At 60.0% G+C, this 18031-nt stretch carries 18 protein-coding genes and 2 pseudogenes; 18 read left to right on the top strand and 2 right to left on the bottom strand.

Annotated features, from left to right (window positions below; translation table 11 throughout):
- Positions 1-25: 25 nt before the first annotated feature.
- Entirely contained in the window at positions 26-1189 is a 1164-nt protein-coding gene (locus EXR36_08255) for an acyl-CoA dehydrogenase (protein ID MSQ59620.1), read from the bottom strand.
- A gap of 68 nt (positions 1190-1257) precedes the next feature.
- A complete protein-coding gene (gene grxD / locus EXR36_08250) occupies positions 1258-1566 on the bottom strand; it encodes a Grx4 family monothiol glutaredoxin (protein MSQ59619.1) in 309 nt (102 codons plus the stop codon).
- Positions 1567-2233: 667 nt separating this feature from the next.
- Here grxD and EXR36_08245 point away from each other — a divergent pair.
- From EXR36_08245 to EXR36_08160, 18 genes and pseudogenes are all read left to right on the top strand, one after another.
- Positions 2234-2853, top strand: a pseudogene (locus EXR36_08245) (transposase family protein).
- 161 nt (positions 2854-3014) lie between these two features.
- Positions 3015-4109, top strand: coding sequence for an ISAs1 family transposase (locus tag EXR36_08240; GenBank protein ID MSQ59618.1), 1095 nt, complete (start codon positions 3015-3017; stop codon positions 4107-4109).
- A gap of 334 nt (positions 4110-4443) precedes the next feature.
- Positions 4444-4971, top strand: a complete 528-nt coding sequence (locus EXR36_08235; GenBank protein MSQ59617.1) for a Zeta toxin family protein — start codon at positions 4444-4446, stop codon at positions 4969-4971.
- Between the two features lie 97 nt (positions 4972-5068).
- Complete coding sequence (locus tag EXR36_08230) at positions 5069-5863, top strand: enoyl-CoA hydratase/isomerase family protein (protein ID MSQ59616.1); 795 nt, start codon at positions 5069-5071, stop codon at positions 5861-5863.
- Entirely contained in the window at positions 5860-6288 is a 429-nt protein-coding gene (locus EXR36_08225; GenBank protein MSQ59615.1) for a hypothetical protein, read from the top strand. The genes EXR36_08230 and EXR36_08225 overlap by 4 nt, the downstream gene beginning before the upstream one ends.
- A 2-nt stretch (positions 6289-6290) precedes the next feature.
- Positions 6291-8297: an acetyl/propionyl/methylcrotonyl-CoA carboxylase subunit alpha gene (locus EXR36_08220; GenBank protein ID MSQ59614.1), complete on the top strand. Its 2007-nt coding sequence runs from the start codon at positions 6291-6293 to the stop codon at positions 8295-8297.
- A gap of 2 nt (positions 8298-8299) precedes the next feature.
- Positions 8300-9229: a hydroxymethylglutaryl-CoA lyase gene (locus EXR36_08215; protein MSQ59613.1), complete on the top strand. Its 930-nt coding sequence runs from the start codon at positions 8300-8302 to the stop codon at positions 9227-9229.
- Positions 9226-9435 (top strand): DUF1289 domain-containing protein, encoded by a 210-nt coding sequence (locus EXR36_08210; GenBank protein MSQ59612.1) that lies wholly within the window; start codon positions 9226-9228, stop codon positions 9433-9435. Before EXR36_08215 ends, EXR36_08210 begins: the two co-directional genes overlap by 4 nt.
- A gap of 88 nt (positions 9436-9523) precedes the next feature.
- A complete protein-coding gene (locus EXR36_08205; GenBank protein MSQ59611.1) occupies positions 9524-10087 on the top strand; it encodes a DUF2889 domain-containing protein in 564 nt (187 codons plus the stop codon).
- Positions 10077-10837, top strand: a pseudogene (locus EXR36_08200) (glucose 1-dehydrogenase). Before EXR36_08205 ends, EXR36_08200 begins: the two are co-directional and overlap by 11 nt.
- Positions 10838-11027: 190 nt before the next feature.
- Entirely contained in the window at positions 11028-13100 is a 2073-nt protein-coding gene (locus EXR36_08195; protein ID MSQ59610.1) for an NAD(+) synthase, read from the top strand.
- Positions 13097-13648: a TlpA family protein disulfide reductase gene (locus EXR36_08190; protein MSQ59609.1), complete on the top strand. Its 552-nt coding sequence runs from the start codon at positions 13097-13099 to the stop codon at positions 13646-13648. Before EXR36_08195 ends, EXR36_08190 begins: the two co-directional genes overlap by 4 nt.
- Positions 13649-13732: 84 nt before the next feature.
- Positions 13733-14236 (top strand): type II 3-dehydroquinate dehydratase, encoded by a 504-nt coding sequence (aroQ, locus tag EXR36_08185; protein ID MSQ59608.1) that lies wholly within the window; start codon positions 13733-13735, stop codon positions 14234-14236.
- Positions 14237-14239: 3 nt separating this feature from the next.
- The gene (locus tag EXR36_08180; protein MSQ59607.1) at positions 14240-14710 is read left to right on the top strand and encodes an acetyl-CoA carboxylase biotin carboxyl carrier protein; all 471 of its coding nucleotides are present in this window, start codon (positions 14240-14242) and stop codon (positions 14708-14710) included.
- 58 nt (positions 14711-14768) lie between these two features.
- Entirely contained in the window at positions 14769-16124 is a 1356-nt protein-coding gene (gene accC / locus EXR36_08175) for an acetyl-CoA carboxylase biotin carboxylase subunit (GenBank protein ID MSQ59606.1), read from the top strand.
- A gap of 31 nt (positions 16125-16155) precedes the next feature.
- Complete coding sequence (locus tag EXR36_08170; GenBank protein MSQ59605.1) at positions 16156-17067, top strand: 50S ribosomal protein L11 methyltransferase; 912 nt, start codon at positions 16156-16158, stop codon at positions 17065-17067.
- A complete protein-coding gene (locus EXR36_08165; GenBank protein MSQ59604.1) occupies positions 17009-17893 on the top strand; it encodes a DUF3426 domain-containing protein in 885 nt (294 codons plus the stop codon). Before EXR36_08170 ends, EXR36_08165 begins: the two co-directional genes overlap by 59 nt.
- A 2-nt stretch (positions 17894-17895) precedes the next feature.
- Positions 17896-18031 (top strand): glycine cleavage system protein T (locus EXR36_08160; protein ID MSQ59603.1); only part of this gene is annotated, 136 nt, incomplete at its 3' end.

Raw genomic sequence — 18031 nt, 5'->3', positions numbered from 1 at the left:
CGAGTGGCCTACCGTTCGACGCGGGTTAGTAAGACCGCGGCAATCCCAGCTCATGCTCGCCGATAAAGGAAAGAATCAAATTGGTGGAGATGGGCGCCACCTGGTAGAGCCGGGTTTCGCGAAACTTGCGCTCCACGTCGTACTCAGCGGCGAAACCGAAACCGCCGTGGGTTTGCAGGCACACGTTGGCCGCCTCCCAGGAGGCATCCGCCCCTAGAAGTTTCGCCATGTTGGCCTCGGCCCCGCACGGTTCCTTGCGATCGAACAGCTCGGCGGCGCGAAAGCGCATGAGATCGGCGGCCTCGACATTGATGTGCGCTCGCGCGATGGGAAACTGGATGCCCTGGTTCTGGCCGATGGGGCGGTCGAACACCACCCTCTCCTTGGCGTAGTTCACCGCTTTCTCGATGAACCAGTGCCCATCGCCCACGCACTCGGCGGCGATCAGGATGCGCTCCGCGTTCATGCCGTCCAGGATGTAGCGGAACCCCTTGCCTTCCTCGCCGACGAGGCTCTCGGCGGGAATCTCCAGATTGTCGAAGAACACTTCGTTGGTTTCGTGATTGGGCATGTTGCGAATGGGGCGCACGCTCATGCCCTTGCCGATGGCTTGCCGCAAGTCCACCAGGAACACGGACAAACCCTCGGATTTCTTTTTCACTTCGGGCAATGGCGTCGTTCGGGCCAGCAGCAGCATTAGGTCCGAGTGCTGGATGCGCGAAGTCCACACCTTCTGCCCGTTGACCACGTAGCGGTCGCCCTTGCGCACGGCCGTGGTTTTGAGCTTGGTGGTGTCCGAACCCGTGCTGGGCTCCGTCACGCCGAAGGATTGCAGGCGTATCTCGCCCTTGGCGATCTTGGGAAGGTACTCGGACTTCTGCCTGGATGATCCATGGCGCAAGAGTGTGCCCATGATGTACATCTGCGCGTGGCAGGCCCCTGAGTTACCTCCGGAACGATTCACCTCTTCCAGAATGACGGAGGCTTCCGTGATCCCCAGCCCCGAACCCCCGTACTCTTCCGGGATCAGGGCGGACAACCAGCCCGCATCGGTTAACGCCTTGACGAAAGCTTCCGGGTAGGCCCGCTCTTCATCGAGCTTGCGCCAATACTCGGGCACGAAGGTCTTGCACAGGGCGCGCACCGCTGCGCGCAGTTCGGCGTACCGCTCGGTGTTGCTTGAAGCCATGAGGTCTTACCTTAAATAAAAAGGGCTGGCGCCTTGCCAGCCCTTTGGTTACCGCTGGATTCTGAGAACTATCCCTTGAGGACTTTTTCCAGCTCGCCGTTCTCGTACATCTCGCGGATGATGTCCGCGCCGCCCACGAACTCGCCATTGATGTAGAGCTGCGGGATCGTAGGCCAGTTGGCGAACTCCTTGATGCCTTGGCGAATTTCGGCGTCGGCCAGCACGTTGACGGTGGCGACGTCCTCCGCCCCGCAGGCTTCCAGAATCTGCACGGCCGTGGCGGAGAACCCGCACTGCGGCGCCTCCGGCGTGCCCTTCATGTAGAGCACAACCTTGTTATCGGTGACTTGCTTGCGAATACGATCTTGCGTGTCCATATTGACCTCATGAAAGTAAGGGAATCCGGCCCTCGGCGCTCCCCAATAGGCGTGCGATGGTAGCCGGTTCCACGCGGGGCATCAATAGCAAGTAAAGGGCAACCCAGGGCGGATTTGCCCTTTCCCTTAATTCGCTGAGTGGCGGAACGATTTAGCCAAAGCCCGGACATCCCCGCACGCTTCGCGTCATGTATAGCGCATGCCATGCTGATCGAGCCCGAGGATGGATGTATCGCAGGTGAGTGTACGCCCGGTGGAGCGAGCGCAGGAATCGCGCTACCAGGACCTGAAGGGGCAGGCGCATTACCTTGGGGCGCTGCCCAAGATTGGCGAGACGCTGTGGTACGCGGCGAGCTACGAAGGGTAATGGGTGGCGCTGTGCGGGTTTTGCTCGGCGGCGTGGAAATGCACGGCGCGTGATCGCCGGATCGGATGGGATTTCCGCTTGCATTTTGACCGGCTCAAGCTGATCGCGAACAACAGCCGCTTTTTGATTCTGCCGCAATGGCACTTTCCCAGCCTGGGCTCGCGCGTGCTCGGTCTCGTGGCACGGCGCATGGGAGCGGATTGGCAAACGCGCTTCGGACATCCTGTGTGGTTGTTGGAGACCTTCGTGGATCCGCAACGCTTCACGGGCACGGTATACCGCGCGGCGAACTGGACCGAGGTGGGATTCACGAAGGGATACCTGCGCACCCGCCAAGGCTATAGCCCTGAGCCGCAAACCCCCAAACGCGTGTTCACCTATCCTTTAGTGGCCGGGGCGCGCGCGAAGCTGTGCGGGCCCCTGAGCGAATCCTCTCACCGTAGCGGAGCCCCCAAGATGATGATGAGCGCCGAGCACATGCGCGCCTTGCCCGATTTCTTCTGTGCCATCCCCGACCCGCGCCGGGCACAGGGCCGGCGCCACCGCTTGCCCACGGTATTGGCCATTGCCGCGGGCGTGATTCTGTGCGAGATGCGCGGCTACAAAGCCATCGCCGGGTGGGCGCAGAGCTAGGGTCCGAGGGCACTTGCCGGTTTGGTTGCCGGCGCGATAACGCGGGAGACTACCTCGTGCCCAGCGAATCGATCATCCGCGATTGTCCGATTCGTGTGGACCCCGCCGCCTTGGACCAGGCGTTGCAGCGCTGGAACGCCGCCTTCGGGCAAACCCATGAGAGCCTGGCCATCGACGGCAAGACGATGTGCAACGCCATCGATGCACAAGGCCAGCACACCCACGTGATGAGCGTGCTGGGCCATGAGTCCAAGATCTGCCACACCCAGCCGGCACCCTCCCCGTAGCCGGTAGCGAGGAGCAAAAGCGAACCAACGAAACCGGCATGGTGATCGTGCCACTCGATGCCATTGAGCTGGCCGGGCGCGATATCACCGCCGATGCCCTGCATACTCAGCGCAAACTCGGCGCTTACTTGGCCGGCGAGCGCCAGGCGCACTAGCACTTCATCGTCAAAGGCAACCAACCCCGCCTACAAGCCGATATCGAGTTGTTGTTCCGCGATCGCGGCCCGGCCCATTTCACCCAAGCCTCCGCTTGCGAACATGGGCGCATCGAAACCCGCCGCATCTGGTGCAGTAGCGCCCTGAACAAGCACCTGGATTTCCCGCATGTGGGGCAAGTGTTCCTGATCGAGCGCCGCCGCACCGACAAGAACACCGGCGGCTCAAGCGCCAAGATCGCCTACGGCATCACCCGCCCCACCCCAGAGCAAGCCAGTCCCGAGCAGGTGTTGCAGATCAATCGCGGACACTGGTGTATCGAGAACCCGTGTCACGACACGCCGGATTGGAACTATGACGAGGACCGAGGTCGCATCCGAACCGGTTTCGGCCCGGAGAATATCTCGCGCCTACGCCGCTTCGCCATCGGTGTGATCAAGTCCTCGACCCAAGACGGCGTGGCCCAGACAATCCGCCGCCTTTGCCGGTCCCCCCGTCTTGTGTTCGACTACCTGCGCATGACGCTCAATCTATACGGTTTCCTGAGCCAGATAATTCCTTATCAAGACTCCTACCTAGAGCGCCTTTATGTGTTTGTGAGGCAATTGGCGGCGAAGCTGCCGCGGCGAAAGAGCGGCCCAGCCTATCAGTTCGATGACGACGTAAGGCTTGAGTACTACCGTCTTCAGAAGATCAGCGAGGGATCCATCGGCCTTAGTAAAGAGTACGCGCGATCCCTCGACGGGTCGACCAAAGTAGGCAGTGGATTAGTCGCGCGTGAGGCGGTGCCACTATCGCGTTTGCTCGATCTAGTTAATGAACGGTTCGGAACCGACTTCAATCAGGCGGATCAGCTTTTCTTCGACCAGATGGTCGAGGCTGCCGTCCTGGATGAAGGCCTGAAACAAGCGGTGGCGGTAAATCCGGGTGACAATTTCGAACTGGTGTTCAAGAATCTACTGAATGCTTTGTTCGTCGAGCGCATCGATCAGAATGAGGACATATATGTGCGCTTCATGAATGACGTTCCGTTTCAGAAGACGGTGACCGGGTGGATGGCTGCGGAGGCCTACCGGCGTCTGCGCGGCAAGTCACCGTGACAATGCGGATTGGACAAAGGAGAATAGATCTGTGAATCCAAATTCTGAAATCGACTGGCTACAGGCCGACTTGGCGGCTGTCGAAGCGATGCTCGCCGCGATGGGTGCGAGGGACGACCCTATCGGAGCCATGCAGTTCGAGTATCGGCGCCAAGAGATTGAGGAGGACATTGCTCGCTTAGAGAAAGCCCTAACGGAGGGTTGATCGTTTCGAGTTTATTATCAAAGGCCGCTGATAATAAAATCCAAAACGGTATTAATTTATAGACATTCAATGGCTTACGAAACACCTTACTATCATGAGTGCCACCGATAGTCATTGCGGCGCCCAGAGATGAAGGCGGGAGACCGGCGGAAGGCCACACGTTGCATTGTGATCGCCGGTCCGAACGGATCGGGGAAGACGACCTTCGCCCGGGAGTTTTTGCCAAAGGGCGGTAGCATCCTCTACTTCGTAAACGCAGATCTCATCGCTGCCGGGCTCTCGCCCTTGCGTCCCGAATTGGCGGCGGTCGCAGCGGGCCGGATATTCTTGCGGGAGCTTGATCGACTATTCGCGGCTCGCGTGGAGTTCGCTATTGAAAGCACCTTGAGTGGATTGAGTCTACTCGGGCGGTTGCGTAGATGCAGAGCGGTTGGGTATCGAATCGAGATTATTTACCTGACGTTACCCTCGGTAAGTCTGGCCTTGCGCCGCGTTGCCACGCGAGTCAAGCAAGGAGGGCATGACGTCCCAAGGGCAGACGTAATTCGCCGTTTTCAGAGGAGCCGGGACAATTTTGAGAAGCACTACCGTTCACTCGCCGAAGTCATCACCGCAAGATCGAGAGTTTCACGCCGCCGTTGCGCGCGCGATACGTAAAGCGGCCCGGCGGGCAAGAGAGATAGCGCGTATGCACGGCACACCGATTTATGTCTGGGAGAACGGCAAAGTCGTCGCCAAGAAACCGTAGATAGCCATGACCACTTCTAACTTGTTTCAATCGGTAGACGCCCGCGGCGTTGCCACTCTGACCATGAACCGCCCGGAGGTGCACAACGCTTTCGACGATCATTTGATCGCCGCCATGACTACGCAACTACGTGCGCTGGAGAGTGATCCGCGGGTGCGAATGGTTATTCTGGCGGCGGCGGGGAAGAGTTTCTCCGCCGGGGCGGACTTGAATTGGATGAAGCGCATGGCGGCATACTCGGAGGGCGAGAATTTGCGCGATGCGCGCGCGCTGGCTGAGCTGATGCGCACCTTGAACGGACTCGCCAAGCCAACCATTGCGCGTTTGCAGGGCTCGGCCTTCGCCGGGGGAATGGGACTCGTGGCCTGTTGCGATATCGCGGTCGCGGTGCCGGCCGCCGTGTTTTCCTTGACGGAAGTGCGGCTTGGATTAACGCCTGCTGTGATTAGCCCTTATGTCGTACGGGCCATCGGGCAGCGCATGGCCCGCAGGTACTTCTTGACGGCGGAGCGCTTCTCCGCGCATGAGGCGCTGCGCATGGGCTTGGTGCACGCCGTGGTGCCTGATGAGGAGTTGGATAAGACGGTGGAAGGCTTTGTATCCGATTTACTCAAGGGTGGTCCCGAGTGCTTGGCGGTCACCAAGGATCTCGTCGCGACCGTTGCGCGCGAAAAGCTGGATAGTGCGTTGGTCGAGCATACCGCCAGCCGGATCGCGAAGTTGCGCGTGAGTGCCGAGGGGCAAGAAGGGATTGCGTCTTTCCTGGAAAAGCGCGCTCCGAAATGGACCCCACATTCATGAGCGAAGCGGCAAAGAGCGAACTCGCGGCGGACCGGCAAAAGGCGAAGGTGCTTACCTTCTTTTGCGTGCTGGGCTTGGCGGGCTTCGTGATCAATTTGCTGGCGGGCTATGCGTTGTGGGCGTACAACCGGACGAAGCAGACGGGTGTACCCACCTACGATACCTTCGTGTTCGAGATGAATAGCATGAGCAGCGAGAGGATGCCCGCGATGGCCACTGACCTCTTCGAGAAGTGGACGGCGTGCGCCACTTCGCAAGCGGGCTGGACGCAAGTGACCACGCATGCGCTCATCACCTCGTCGGTGATCGGCGCCGCGCTGTTTGCGGTGTCGTCCATCCTGGCGTGGCAAATCTACCGGCGTTTGAGCGCCCTTCATCAATCCTTGGCACCGCCGCAACCACCGGATGCGATCGATGAGTCATAACCATGTTCGATAAGATTCTCATCGCCAACAGGGGCGAGATCGCAGTGCGTGTGGCCCGCACCTGCAAGCGCCTAGGCGTTCGCACCGTGGCCGTGTATTCGGACGCGGACGCGAACGCGCTGCATGTGAGCGCCTGCGACGAAGCCTTCCATATTGGCCCTTCGGCGCCTCGGGAAAGTTATCTCAAGGCCGAGCGGATACTTGAAGTAGCCAAGGCCACTGGCGTGCAAGCGGTTCATCCCGGTTACGGATTTCTTTCGGAGAACGCATCTTTCGCCGATGCCGTGTCGCAGGCGGGATTGATATTCATCGGCCCGCCCGCGAGCGCCATACGCGCCATGGGTTCCAAGAGCGCATCCAAGGACATCATGCACAAGGCCGGAGTGCCTTTGGTGCCGGGCTATCACGGCGAAGCACAGGACTACGACACGTTGCACGCCGAAGCGGAAAAGACCGGCTACCCAGTGCTCATAAAGGCCTCCGCTGGCGGAGGCGGCAAGGGTATGCGCGTGGTCAACAGTGCCCGCGAGTTGAAGGAAGCCATCGCCGGGGCGAAGCGCGAGGCAGCCTCATCCTTTGGCGATGACCGGTTGTTGATCGAGAAGTATCTGCAGCGCCAGCGCCATATCGAGGTGCAAGTGTTCGCCGATACGCGCGGGAACGCGGTGTATCTATTCGAGCGCGATTGTTCCGTGCAGCGGCGCCACCAGAAGGTGCTGGAAGAAGCGCCCGCGCCGGGTTTGAGCGCGACAAGGCGCCGGCAGATGGGCTCCACGGCCGTGGCTGCCGCCCTGGCCGTGGATTACACCAACGCCGGAACGGTGGAATTCATCGCGGACGAGCAGGGCGCTTTCTACTTCATGGAGATGAACACGCGCTTGCAGGTGGAGCATCCGGTCACGGAAATGATCACGGGGCTGGATCTGGTGGAGTGGCAATTGCGCGTGGCGGCGGGCGAAGCGTTGCCCCTGACCCAAGAGCAACTCGCGATCCGTGGGCACGCCATCGAGGCGCGCATCTACGCCGAGGACGCCGCCAAGGGTTTCCTTCCCACGGCCGGAGTCATTCATCATCTGCGGCAACCGCAACCGTCCAGCCACGTGCGAGTGGACACCGGCGTCAAGCAAGGCGACGAAATCGGCGTGCACTACGATCCCATGATCGCCAAGCTCATCGTATGGGACCGTGACCGTGGCGCCGCGCTGCGCCGCATGCACGTGGCGCTGGCGGAGTATCAAGTGGTGGGCGTGACCACCAACATCGATTTACTGGCGGCCATCGTTGCCCATCCCGCTTTCGCGCAAGCGCATACGGAGCTGGAAAGTCTAGATACGGGCTTGATCGAGCGGCACCGCACGGAACTCATTCCCCAGGCCGCGCAACCCGCCGACCGATTTTTGGCCTTGGCGGTATTGGCGGAGCTACTGCGCAACGAGCGCGAAGCGCAAGAATTGGCGGCGCGCTCCAACGATCCCCATTCGCCGTGGAATGCCACGGATGGTTGGCGGCTCAACCAAGACAATCACCATCGCTTCGAATTTACCGGAGTGGGCAGCGTGGTGGCCCATTACCGCAAGGGCGGCTATCGGCTGGACTTGCCGCGCTCCAAGGTGGAGGCAAAAGGAGAGTTCGCCGGGGACGATGCCTTGATGGCGGATATTGCCGGGGCGCGGGTGCAAGCCACGGTGGTCAGGCGCGCGAATGAGATCACCGTGTTTGCCTTCGGCACCAGTTGCCGACTGGAACTCAAGGCCGCCCAGGCGGTGCAGGCCGAGGATGCCGGCGGCTCGCTGGCCGCGCCGATGTCTGGCAATATCATCCAAGTGCTGGTCAAGCCGGGCCAGAGCGTGACCAAAGCCCAAGCCCTGCTCATCTTGGAGGCCATGAAAATGGAACACACCATCAGTGCGCCTGCGCAAGGCGTGGTGAAGGAAATTTTCTACGTGGCCGGCGACCAAGTGAAAGAAGGCGCGCAGCTTCTTTCCATCGAAACTGCGGAAGGAAGTTAAGCATGGATCTACCCAAGAAAGTGCGGTTGGTGGACGTTGGTCCGCGCGATGGATTGCAAAACGAACCCGGTGTCGTACCGACGGAAGCCAAGGTGGAACTCATCCACCGCCTCGCCAACGCCGGCCTGCCTTCGGTGGAAGCGACCAGTTTCGTGTCGCCCAAGTGGGTACCGCAGATGGCGGACCACTCGGAGGTGATGCGTACCATTCGCCGTAAGCCTGGCGTGAGCTACCCCGTGCTGGTACCCAATATGAAAGGACTGGAAAGCGCGCTTGCCGCAGGGGTGGATGAGATCGCGGGTTTCGCCGCTGCAACGGAATCTTTCTCCCAGCGCAACACCAATTGCAGCATCGAGGAATCCATGGAGCGCTTCGCGCCCGTGTGCAAAACGGCACTGGCCTCGGGCATGAAGGTGCGCGGTTACATCTCGGTCGTGCTGGAATGTCCGTTTGAAGGGTCGGTCAACCCAAAGGTAGTGGCGGACATCGCCAAGCGGCTCATGGACATGGGGTGTTACGAGGTGTCGCTAGGCGACACCACTGGAATGGGCACGCCAGGCGAGACCAAGTTACTGATGGAGACCTTGGCGCGCGACATTCCTCCGGCGCAATTGGGAGGCCACTTTCACGACACCTACGGCCAAGCACTCGCCAACATCCTGGCCTCCATGGAAGTGGGCGTATCCACCTTTGATGCCTCCATCGCGGGCCTGGGCGGATGCCCCTACTCCCCAGGTGCTACGGGCAACGTCGCCACCGAGGACGTCGTTTACATGCTGAATGGCATGGGCATCGAAACCGGTATCAGCATGGACCGCTTGCTTGACGCTGCGCAGTACATCTGTGATGTTCTCAAGCGCCAGACGGCTTCACGTGCTGGCCGGGCGTTGCTCGCCAAGCGCAAGCGCGCGCTGGAGCGCGCGCACGCATGAAGGCAGCGCCCGCGCGCGTGCCTTCGCCGTGCGTGCAAGTTTGCGAAATGGACGAGACCCTCGGGTTATGCCGCGGATGCCGGCGTACGTTGAAGGAGATTGCGGACTGGTTGGAAATGCCGGCCAAGGAACAACTTGCCACGCTTCAAAGAGCCGCCGATCGCAAGCGCTTGCTGGGGGATCATTCAGACATTTCGGCTGCGTGACGTTATAGGGCGCGCAAACTAGGTAGTAAGGTAGGGCGGGCAAGCCCGCCTCGCATCGTATCCAAATTTTCGTACTAAGAAGACCTCCATGCCACTTTCCTCTGCCGCCCCCCGCAAACTCATGCATCACCGCACCATCGAATGCCGTGGTTATCTACGCGAGGACGGCCTTTGGGATATCGAAGGCCAGCTGACCGACACCAAGACTTTTGACGTCGTGCTGCCCGAGCGCGGTAACGTCAAGCCCGGCGAGCATTTTCACGACATGTGGGTGCGCCTGACCGTCGATACAGATCTCCTGGTGCACGACGCCGAAGCGGTTACCGATTTCGGGCCGCATAACCAGTGCCCCCATCTCCCCGTCGATTTTGGCGTATTGAAGGGCCTTACAATCAAACCCGGATGGGTACTCAAGACGCGCGAGCTTTTGGGAGGCGTCAAGGGCTGCACGCACATGGTGGAGATGCTCGGTCCCATGGGAACGACCGCTTACCAGACCATCTACCCAGCGCGCGTTAAACGCGCGGAAGATCCGAACAGGCGCCCGCCCTTGCTTAATTCCTGCCACACCTATGCGGCCAGCAGCCCCATGGTATTGAAGCGCTGGCCGAATTTTTATACGGGGCCGTTGCAGAAGAGCGATGTTTCCTGATTTAAAGGGAAAGACGGCGTTGGTCACCGGGGCCTTCAGCGGGCTGGGGCTTCATTTCGCTAAGACTCTGGCGGGGCATGGCGTCAAAGTGGTGTTGGCGGGCCGGCGTATCGAGTTGGGCCAGTCCATCGCGATGGAACTCAAGCAACAGGGCCACGGCGCCTTTGCCCTTGGCATGGACGTGCTCGATGGCGCGAGCGTAACGGCCACGCTTGCGAACGCGGTGCAAGAGATGGGTGGCCTGGAGATCCTCGTGAATAACGCCGGTGTGGCCAACACGAAGCCCTTCTTGCAAATGGAGGAGGCCGATTGGAGCGCCGTGGTGGACGTGAATCTCACAGGCGCTTGGCGTGTGCCCAGGCCGCCGCGAAGCATATGGCGGCCTCCGGAAAAGGCGGGAGCATCATCAACCTCGCCTCCATTACCGGTTTGCGCGTGGCGGGGGCGGTGTCACCCTACGCGGCATCGAAGGCGGGATTGATCCAACTGACCAAGGCCATGGCCCTGGAGCTAGCGCGCTACAAGATTCGCGTGAATGCCTTGGCCCCTGGCTACATCGAAACGGACCTTAACCGGGAGTTCTTCCAGAGCGAGGCTGGGCAAACGCTAATCAGACGAATACCGCAACGCCGGTTGGGAAAACCCGAACATCTCGACGGGCCGCTACTTCTCCTAGCCTCGGACGCTTCGGAATTCATGACCGGCTCCGTAATAGCGGTGGATGGCGGACACCTGGTAAGTTCTCTATAGTATTGACCTAGCTCAGTGACCAAGCCGACCGAAACGAAGAAGGAAGGGTGGTATGCCGCGAAAATACATGTTACGAACAAGGGGAGCACCCCTTTGTTTATCCCTCAGGAACGTACAAGGGGTATCCCCTTGTAAATCCCCTGGAGAGACGTTTGCGCTCTATGGGCCATAAGTGACGACAGCCTCCAACGTGTCCTTCTTCAATTTATACAACCACAATTTCATTCGTGCCGCGGTTGCGGTTCCTGAGGTCCGCGTGGCCGATCCGCCCTTCAATGTGGGCCAAACGGTGGCGTTGATGGAGCGCGCCGCGGGCGAGCGGGCCATGCTCTGTGTGTTTCCGGAATTGGGCCTCTCGGCCTATTCCTGCGAGGATTTGTTTCACCAGCAGGCTTTGCTGGATGCATCGCGCGATGCGCTCACAAAGCTTCTCGGCGGCACGAAGCATCTGCCGGTGATTGGGGTGGCGGGCTTGCCCTTGCAAATCGGCGGCTTGTTATACAACTGCGCCGCTGTGTTTTGCGAAGGCCGCTTATTTGGTGTGGTGCCCAAAACCTATTTGCCCAACTACCGCGAGTTCTACGAGCTGCGCCAGTTCACGCCTGGCGATTACTGTCCTCGCAAGGAAATCGATCTGTGCGGGCAGAGCGCAGTTCCCTTCGGTACGCGGTTGTTGTTTCAGGTTCCGCGGCAGCCACTCCTTACCTTCTTCGTGGAGATTTGCGAGGATCTGTGGACCCCCGTTCCGCCGTCATCTATCGCGGCGATGGCGGGAGCGACGGTGCTGGTGAATCTTTCCGCCTCCAACATCACCGTGGGAAAGGACGAATACCGGCGGCAATTGGTGGCCAACCAATCCGGGCGCTGCGTGAGTGCTTATCTGTATTGCGCGGCGGGCTATGGGGAATCCACGACGGACTTGGCTTGGGACGGCCACGGCATGATCTATGAGAATGGCTCCTGCCTAGCGGAAACGGAGCGGTTTTCCTACGCCTCTCATCTGGTGGCGGGCGATATCGACCTGGACCGCATTGCCCAGGATCGCATGCGGACCAATACCTTTGGGCAATCCTTGGCGCGCTACCGGGAAACGGTGAAGGAGTTTCGCACGGTCTCGGTCCCGCTGGATATGCCACGGGAGGCGAATCTGCCGCTCTCTCGCACCTACGAGCGCTTCCCTTATGTGCCCTCGGACCCGGCTACCCGCGATGCCCGGTGTCATGAGGTGTATGAAATCCAGGTGCAAGGATTGGTCAAGCGCCTGCGTTCGATGAAGTCGGACAAGGTGGTCATTGGCATTTCGGGTGGATTGGATTCGACGCAGGCGCTTATCGTTTGCGCGCGGGCCATGGATGTCATGGGGCTGCCGAGAGGCCATATCCTGGGCTACACCATGCCCGGCTTCGCCACCAGCGAGCGCACCCTGGATCAATCCCGGCGCCTTATGAAAAGCGTGGGGTGTACCGCCCGCGAGGCCGATATCCGCCCGAGTTGCATGCAGATGTTCAAGGACATCGGCCACCCCTTCGCCGAGGGAAAGCCGGTGTACGACGTCACTTTCGAGAATGTGCAAGCAGGCGAGCGCAGTAGTCATTTGTTTCGGCTGGCCAACGCCCACAACGCCCCGGTGATCGGGACCAGCGATCTCTCGGAATTGGCGCTCGGGTGGTGCACCTACGGCGTGGGCGATCATATGGCTCACTATCATTTGAACGCCAGCGTACCCAAGACCCTCATTCAGTTCCTCATTCGCTACGCAGTCCGCACGAATCAATTGGGCACCGAAGTAAGCGCGGTGCTAGCTGATGTGCTCGATACCACCATCAGCCCCGAACTGGTGCCGGGCCAGAGCGAGGCAGACCCTGCCCAGAGCACCGAAGCGGTGGTGGGGCCCTATGAATTGCAGGATTTCCACCTCTACTACCTGCTGAGATTTGGCTACCTACCGAGCAAGGTGGCCTTCATGGCATGGAGCGCGTGGCGTGACCGTTCCGTGGGTCAATGGCCCGATATTCCCCTGGCGCTGCGGCACGAGTACGACATCGCCGGTATCAAGAAGTGGCTACGCGTCTTTCTTTTGCGCTTCTTCCAGTTTTCGCAATACAAGCGCAGCGCCATCCCCAATGGCCCCAAGGTGGGTTCCGGGGGATCCCTCTCGCCCCGCAGCGACTACCGCGCGCCAAGCGACAGCGAAGCGACGGTGTGGCTCGCGAACGTGGAAACCATTCCCGGCACGGCGCCGAAACCAGCGCGCACTCGATGAGCCGCCCCGTGAGAGGTATCACGCGACAGACCCTTTTGATCGTGGTGGTGGCCACCATAGCGCTGGCCTCATGGTACTTCGTGCGCCAAGGAGGTGAAACTGCTTCCGTCAGAGTGCCGGGGCAAGATTCTTCCGCTGCGGTTACTTCCTCCCAGTTACCCGATCTCAACGGTAAACAGACCAAAATCTCCGATTGGAAGGGGAAGGTGGTGGTGGTGAATTTCTGGGCCACTTGGTGTGCGCCCTGCCGTGAGGAGATTCCGGCTTTGGTCAGAATTCAGCATAAATTTGGTGCTAAAGGCGTGCAAGTGGTCGGCATCGCGCTCGATGACTTGGCGCGGGTCAAGCCATTCTCCATTGAATTGGGTGTGAATTATCCGCTCTTGATCGCCGGGCTTGACGGCCTGGAACTGGTGCGCCTCGCGGGCAATGAGGTGGGTGCCCTTCCTTTCACGGTGTTCATCGACAGGTCAGGGCGCATCGTGAAGGCGGAGTTGGGGGGGGTCAACGACGCGAAACTTGAAAATCTGCTTCTGCCGCTACTCTGACCCGTAGCCTAATTTATCGGGGGGGATGTCAAAAATCATTGAAACTCTGGACAACTTCGCCGATATTCCGGCAAACTCGCCTTTATGACACTCTCCAAGGCGGCTGGTGGAAGGGCGGGGAAAAGGGGGGGGCAGGCGAAGGAGTTGAGCAAGGTACTCGTCCTCAATGGCCCAAACCTTAACCTGCTTGGTACTCGCGAACCTGGGCTCTATGGCCAGGTGACATTGGAATCCATCAGAATCCGCCTCATGGAGCTAGCGGAAGAAGCTGGAATCTCCCTGCAATTCCTGCAAAGTAACTCCGAATTGGTGCTCATCGAGCGAATTCACCTCGCACAAACAGACGGAACTCAATTCATCATCATCAATCCGGCAGCGTTTACCCATACCAGTGTCGCCCTCCGAGATGCGCTAGCCGCGGTCAAGCTGCCTTTTATCGAGGTGCATCTTTCCAACGTATTTGCACGCGAACCCTTTCGCCACCATTCCTATTTCACGGATTTGGCTGTGGGGATGGTGTGCGGCCTGGGGGCCAAAGGCTACGAACTGGCCTTGGACTACGCCCTTTCCCACCACTCAAGGGGCTAATAAATGGATCTTAGGAAACTCAAGAAACTGATCGATCTCGTGCAGGGATCGGGCATCGCGGAGCTGGAAGTTACCGAGGGTGAGGAGCGCGTGCGTATCGCTAGCCTCTCGCGCCAAGGCGCGGTCGTGGCGTACGCGCCACCGGCGGCTCCAGTACCTACCCATCCCGCGCCTGCTGTCCAGCCGGCTCCTGCAGGTTCCGATGCGCCGGCGGCACCGGCCGCAGCTGCTCCCCCAGAGGGACATATCGTGAAGTCGCCCATGGTGGGTACCTTCTACCGCTCGGCCTCGCCGGGCTCGAAGCCATTCGTCGATATTGGGGCGAAAGTCAGCCCTGGGGATACTCTTTGCATCATCGAGGCGATGAAGTTGCTCAATGAAATCGAGGCAGACCAAGGCGGCGTGGTCAAGGAAGTCTACGTCGAGAATGGGCAGCCGGTCGAATACGGAGAGCCGTTATTTCTCCTCGGTTAGAAGCTAACTAATCGTCATGGTGTCCTTACGTTCCCCGCCGCTGGTGCGAAAACCCGCCATGTTTGGAAAAATCCTCATCGCCAACCGGGGCGAGATCGCCTTGCGCGTTCAGCGCGCGTGCCGCGAATTGGGCATCAAAACCGTCGTGGTGCATTCGGAAGCCGATGCCGAGGCGAAGTACGTCAAGCTGGCCGACGAGTCCGTGTGCATTGGCCCGCCCTCCCCCACTCAGAGTTACCTGAATATACCGGCCATCATCAGCGCGGCGGAGGTCACGGACGCCGAAGCCATTCATCCTGGCTATGGGTTCCTTTCAGAGAACGCGGATTTTGCCGAGCGCGTGGAGAAAAGCGGTTTTGTATTCATAGGCCCGCGGGCGGAAACCATCCGGCTGATGGGCGATAAGGTGAGTGCGAAACAAGCGATGATCAAGGCTGGGGTTCCGGTTGTCCATGGATCCGAAGGCGCATTACCGGAAAAGCCGGAGGAAATCATCAAGATCGCCCGGGGGGTCGGCTACCCGATCATCGTAAAGGCTTCGGGCGGAGGTGGCGGCCGGGGAATGCGCGTGGTGCACACGGAGGCGGCCCTACTCAACGCGGTCAACATGACCCGGACGGAGGCTAAGGCGGCCTTTGGAAATCCCATGGTCTACATGGAGAAATTCCTGGAAAAACCGCGGCACGTGGAAATCCAGGTGCTTGCCGACGAATACAAGAACGCGGTGTATTTGGGCGACCGCGATTGCTCCATGCAACGCCGCCACCAGAAAATCATCGAGGAGGCGCCTGCCCCCTTGATCAATCCCCGCCTAAAGGCGCGCATGGGCGAGCGCTGCGCGGAAGCGTGTCGCAAGATCGGTTACCGGGGTGCGGGTACCTTCGAGTTTCTCTACGAAAACGGGCAGTTTTTTTTCATCGAGATGAATACCCGTGTTCAGGTGGAGCACCCAGTGTCTGAAATGATCACGGGTGTGGACATCGTGCAGATGCAAATCCGCATTGCCGCCGGGGAAAAGATGGTCTTGCGGCAGAAGGATATTGTTTTCAAGGGCCATGCCTTGGAATGCCGCATCAACGCCGAGCATCCCTACAAATTCACGCCATCGCCCGGGCGCATCACGTCCTTTCACGTGCCGGGCGGGCTCGGTGTGCGAGTGGATTCCCATGCCTACACCAACTATTTCGTTCCGCCCTATTACGATTCGCTCATTGGAAAGGTCATCACCTGGGGCGATACCAGGGACCAGGCTATCGCCAAGATGCGCATTGCCTTGTCCGAAATGATCGTGGAGGGGATCGACACGAATTTGCCCTTGCACCAGGAGCTCATGCTGGATTCGGCCTTTGTTCGCGGCGGTACCAGCATCCATTATCTGGAGGAGAAACTGGCCAAGCAGGTTCGCGGCGATTAAGCCCTACATATAGGCCCAGGCTCGAAATTCAGTGTGGTTAGCGCTTACTTTTAAGATTGATCCTAGCTTCGCCGAGCCTCTCTCCGACGCCTTTCTAGCCCTGGGGGCAATGTCCGTGGATGTCGCTGACGCGCACGCGGGCGGGCCCCAGGAAGTGCCTGTCTTTGCGGAGCCTGACTGGAACTCCGATTCTCATTGGAGCCTTACCCAGTTTCGGGTACTGGTTCCAGAGAACGCCGGAGTTGAGAAAATCCTGCGCGACGCGTGCGAGGCCGCCGGTGTTGAGACACTTCCCGCCTTCAGCGTTGAAACCGTCCACGATCACGATTGGGTGCGCGAAACACAGGCGCAATTTGCACCCATCCAAATCTCGGAGCGTCTTTGGATCGTTCCTTCGTGGCATGAGGCACCCGTGCCGCAAATCATTAACCTAAGATTGGATCCTGGACTCGCTTTCGGCACGGGTGCCCATCCCACCACCCGGCAATGCTTGCGTTGGCTGGCCGCAAACCTAAAGGGCGGGGAGGCAGTGCTGGATTACGGGTGCGGGTCTGGCATCCTCGCCATTGCCGCGAAGAAATTGGGCGGCCTCGATGTGGTGGGGACCGACATCGATGCCCAGGCGTTGCGAACGGCAAGCAGCAACGCGACTGCCAACGATGCCGGCATCGACTGGGTCTTGCCGGAAGACTTGCCAGCGCATCGCAGCTATGACATTGTGGTGGCCAATATACTGGCGAACCCTCTGCGAGTGCTTGCCCCATTGCTGGCCGCGCAAGTGCGCGTGGGAGGACATTTGATCCTAGCGGGAATCCTCGATAGACAGGTAAGCGAAGTGATGGAATCCTATGCACCTTGGGTGAAACTCGTGCCCTTCGAACCGGATGACGGCTGGACGTCTCTGGTTGGGCGGCGAAGCTTGCCGGACAAGCAGGAGCGCTAGCGCCGTGAGCATGTACACCCGCTGCTCCTCATGCCGGACCTATTTTCGGGTGACGGTTCAACAGCTCCAAGCGTGCAACGGACAAGTACGTTGCGGACGTTGCGCCACCGTGTTCGATGCCTTCGCCAGCCTGACGGCGCGGACCCCTGGGAAAAGCGAAGATCCGCCGCCGCTTAGCCCGGAGCGGCCCGCATGGGAGAAGCCTGTACCCGCGCAACCGGGGGCCTTTGCCGTGGCGCGCGCAAGCGAGATGGCCGTGCCCGCCGCAATGCCGGCACGAGGCAGAATCGAGATGCTCACCCTGCCGGAGGATTTGTTCGATCTCAACGCGGGCATCCGCAAATGGCGCGGTCCGGTGTGGGCCTGGTTCGCGGGCGTGTGTTTGCTTGGGCTGCTGGCTCTGGCGCAGTTGCTCTTCTTTTTTCGCGCGCAAGTGGCGATGGCGTATCCGGGCCTTCGCCCCGCTCTGGTGGCTCTGTGCGGCCCCCTGTCTTGCGAAGTTCCCTTGCCAAGGTTTCCCGAGAGCCTTTTTATTGAAAGCTCGGACTTGCAGGTGATAGACCCCTCGCGCCCGCAGGAAGTGCTGTTGGTGGCGACCGTGCGAAACCGGGCCGAATACCTGCAAGCATTCCCCACGTTGGAACTTACCCTGACCAACACGATGGATCACGAAATCGCCAAGAAGCAATTCGCGCCCAAGGATTACCTCACGGCCCCTCATTCCGAAGCGCGGGGATTTGCGCCGGGGACCGAAGTCGCGGTGCGCTTGGTATTGAACACCCGCGACCTGCGCGCGGCTGGCTACCGCCTCTACCTTCCGAACTAGGCATGCCCAACACCACCACGCTCAATGCCGAGCATCGCGCCGCGGGTGCGAAGATGGTGGATTTCGGTGGCTGGGATATGCCGCTCCATTATGGCTCGCAGTTGGACGAGCATCACCGTGTGCGGCGCGATGCCGGGC

The organism is Betaproteobacteria bacterium (genome assembly GCA_009693245.1).
GTDB lineage: Bacteria > Pseudomonadota > Gammaproteobacteria > Burkholderiales > SHXO01 > SHXO01.
This window is presented reverse-complemented; position numbering and strand designations above follow the sequence as displayed.

What these genes read in the sequence shown, in the direction of transcription:
- EXR36_08255 (MSQ59620.1), bottom strand. Translation starts at nt 1,189, where the DNA reads ATGGCTTCAAGCAACACCGAGCGGTACGCCGAACTGCGCGCAGCGGTG.
- grxD (MSQ59619.1), bottom strand. Translation starts at nt 1,566, where the DNA reads ATGGACACGCAAGATCGTATTCGCAAGCAAGTCACCGATAACAAGGTT.
- EXR36_08235 (MSQ59617.1), top strand. Translation starts at nt 4,444, where the DNA reads ATGAAGGCGGGAGACCGGCGGAAGGCCACACGTTGCATTGTGATCGCC.
- EXR36_08230 (MSQ59616.1), top strand. Translation starts at nt 5,069, where the DNA reads ATGACCACTTCTAACTTGTTTCAATCGGTAGACGCCCGCGGCGTTGCC.
- EXR36_08225 (MSQ59615.1), top strand. Translation starts at nt 5,860, where the DNA reads ATGAGCGAAGCGGCAAAGAGCGAACTCGCGGCGGACCGGCAAAAGGCG.
- EXR36_08220 (MSQ59614.1), top strand. Translation starts at nt 6,291, where the DNA reads ATGTTCGATAAGATTCTCATCGCCAACAGGGGCGAGATCGCAGTGCGT.
- EXR36_08215 (MSQ59613.1), top strand. Translation starts at nt 8,300, where the DNA reads ATGGATCTACCCAAGAAAGTGCGGTTGGTGGACGTTGGTCCGCGCGAT.
- EXR36_08210 (MSQ59612.1), top strand. Translation starts at nt 9,226, where the DNA reads ATGAAGGCAGCGCCCGCGCGCGTGCCTTCGCCGTGCGTGCAAGTTTGC.
- EXR36_08205 (MSQ59611.1), top strand. Translation starts at nt 9,524, where the DNA reads ATGCCACTTTCCTCTGCCGCCCCCCGCAAACTCATGCATCACCGCACC.
- EXR36_08190 (MSQ59609.1), top strand. Translation starts at nt 13,097, where the DNA reads ATGAGCCGCCCCGTGAGAGGTATCACGCGACAGACCCTTTTGATCGTG.
- aroQ (MSQ59608.1), top strand. Translation starts at nt 13,733, where the DNA reads ATGACACTCTCCAAGGCGGCTGGTGGAAGGGCGGGGAAAAGGGGGGGG.
- EXR36_08180 (MSQ59607.1), top strand. Translation starts at nt 14,240, where the DNA reads ATGGATCTTAGGAAACTCAAGAAACTGATCGATCTCGTGCAGGGATCG.
- accC (MSQ59606.1), top strand. Translation starts at nt 14,769, where the DNA reads ATGTTTGGAAAAATCCTCATCGCCAACCGGGGCGAGATCGCCTTGCGC.
- EXR36_08165 (MSQ59604.1), top strand. Translation starts at nt 17,009, where the DNA reads ATGACGGCTGGACGTCTCTGGTTGGGCGGCGAAGCTTGCCGGACAAGC.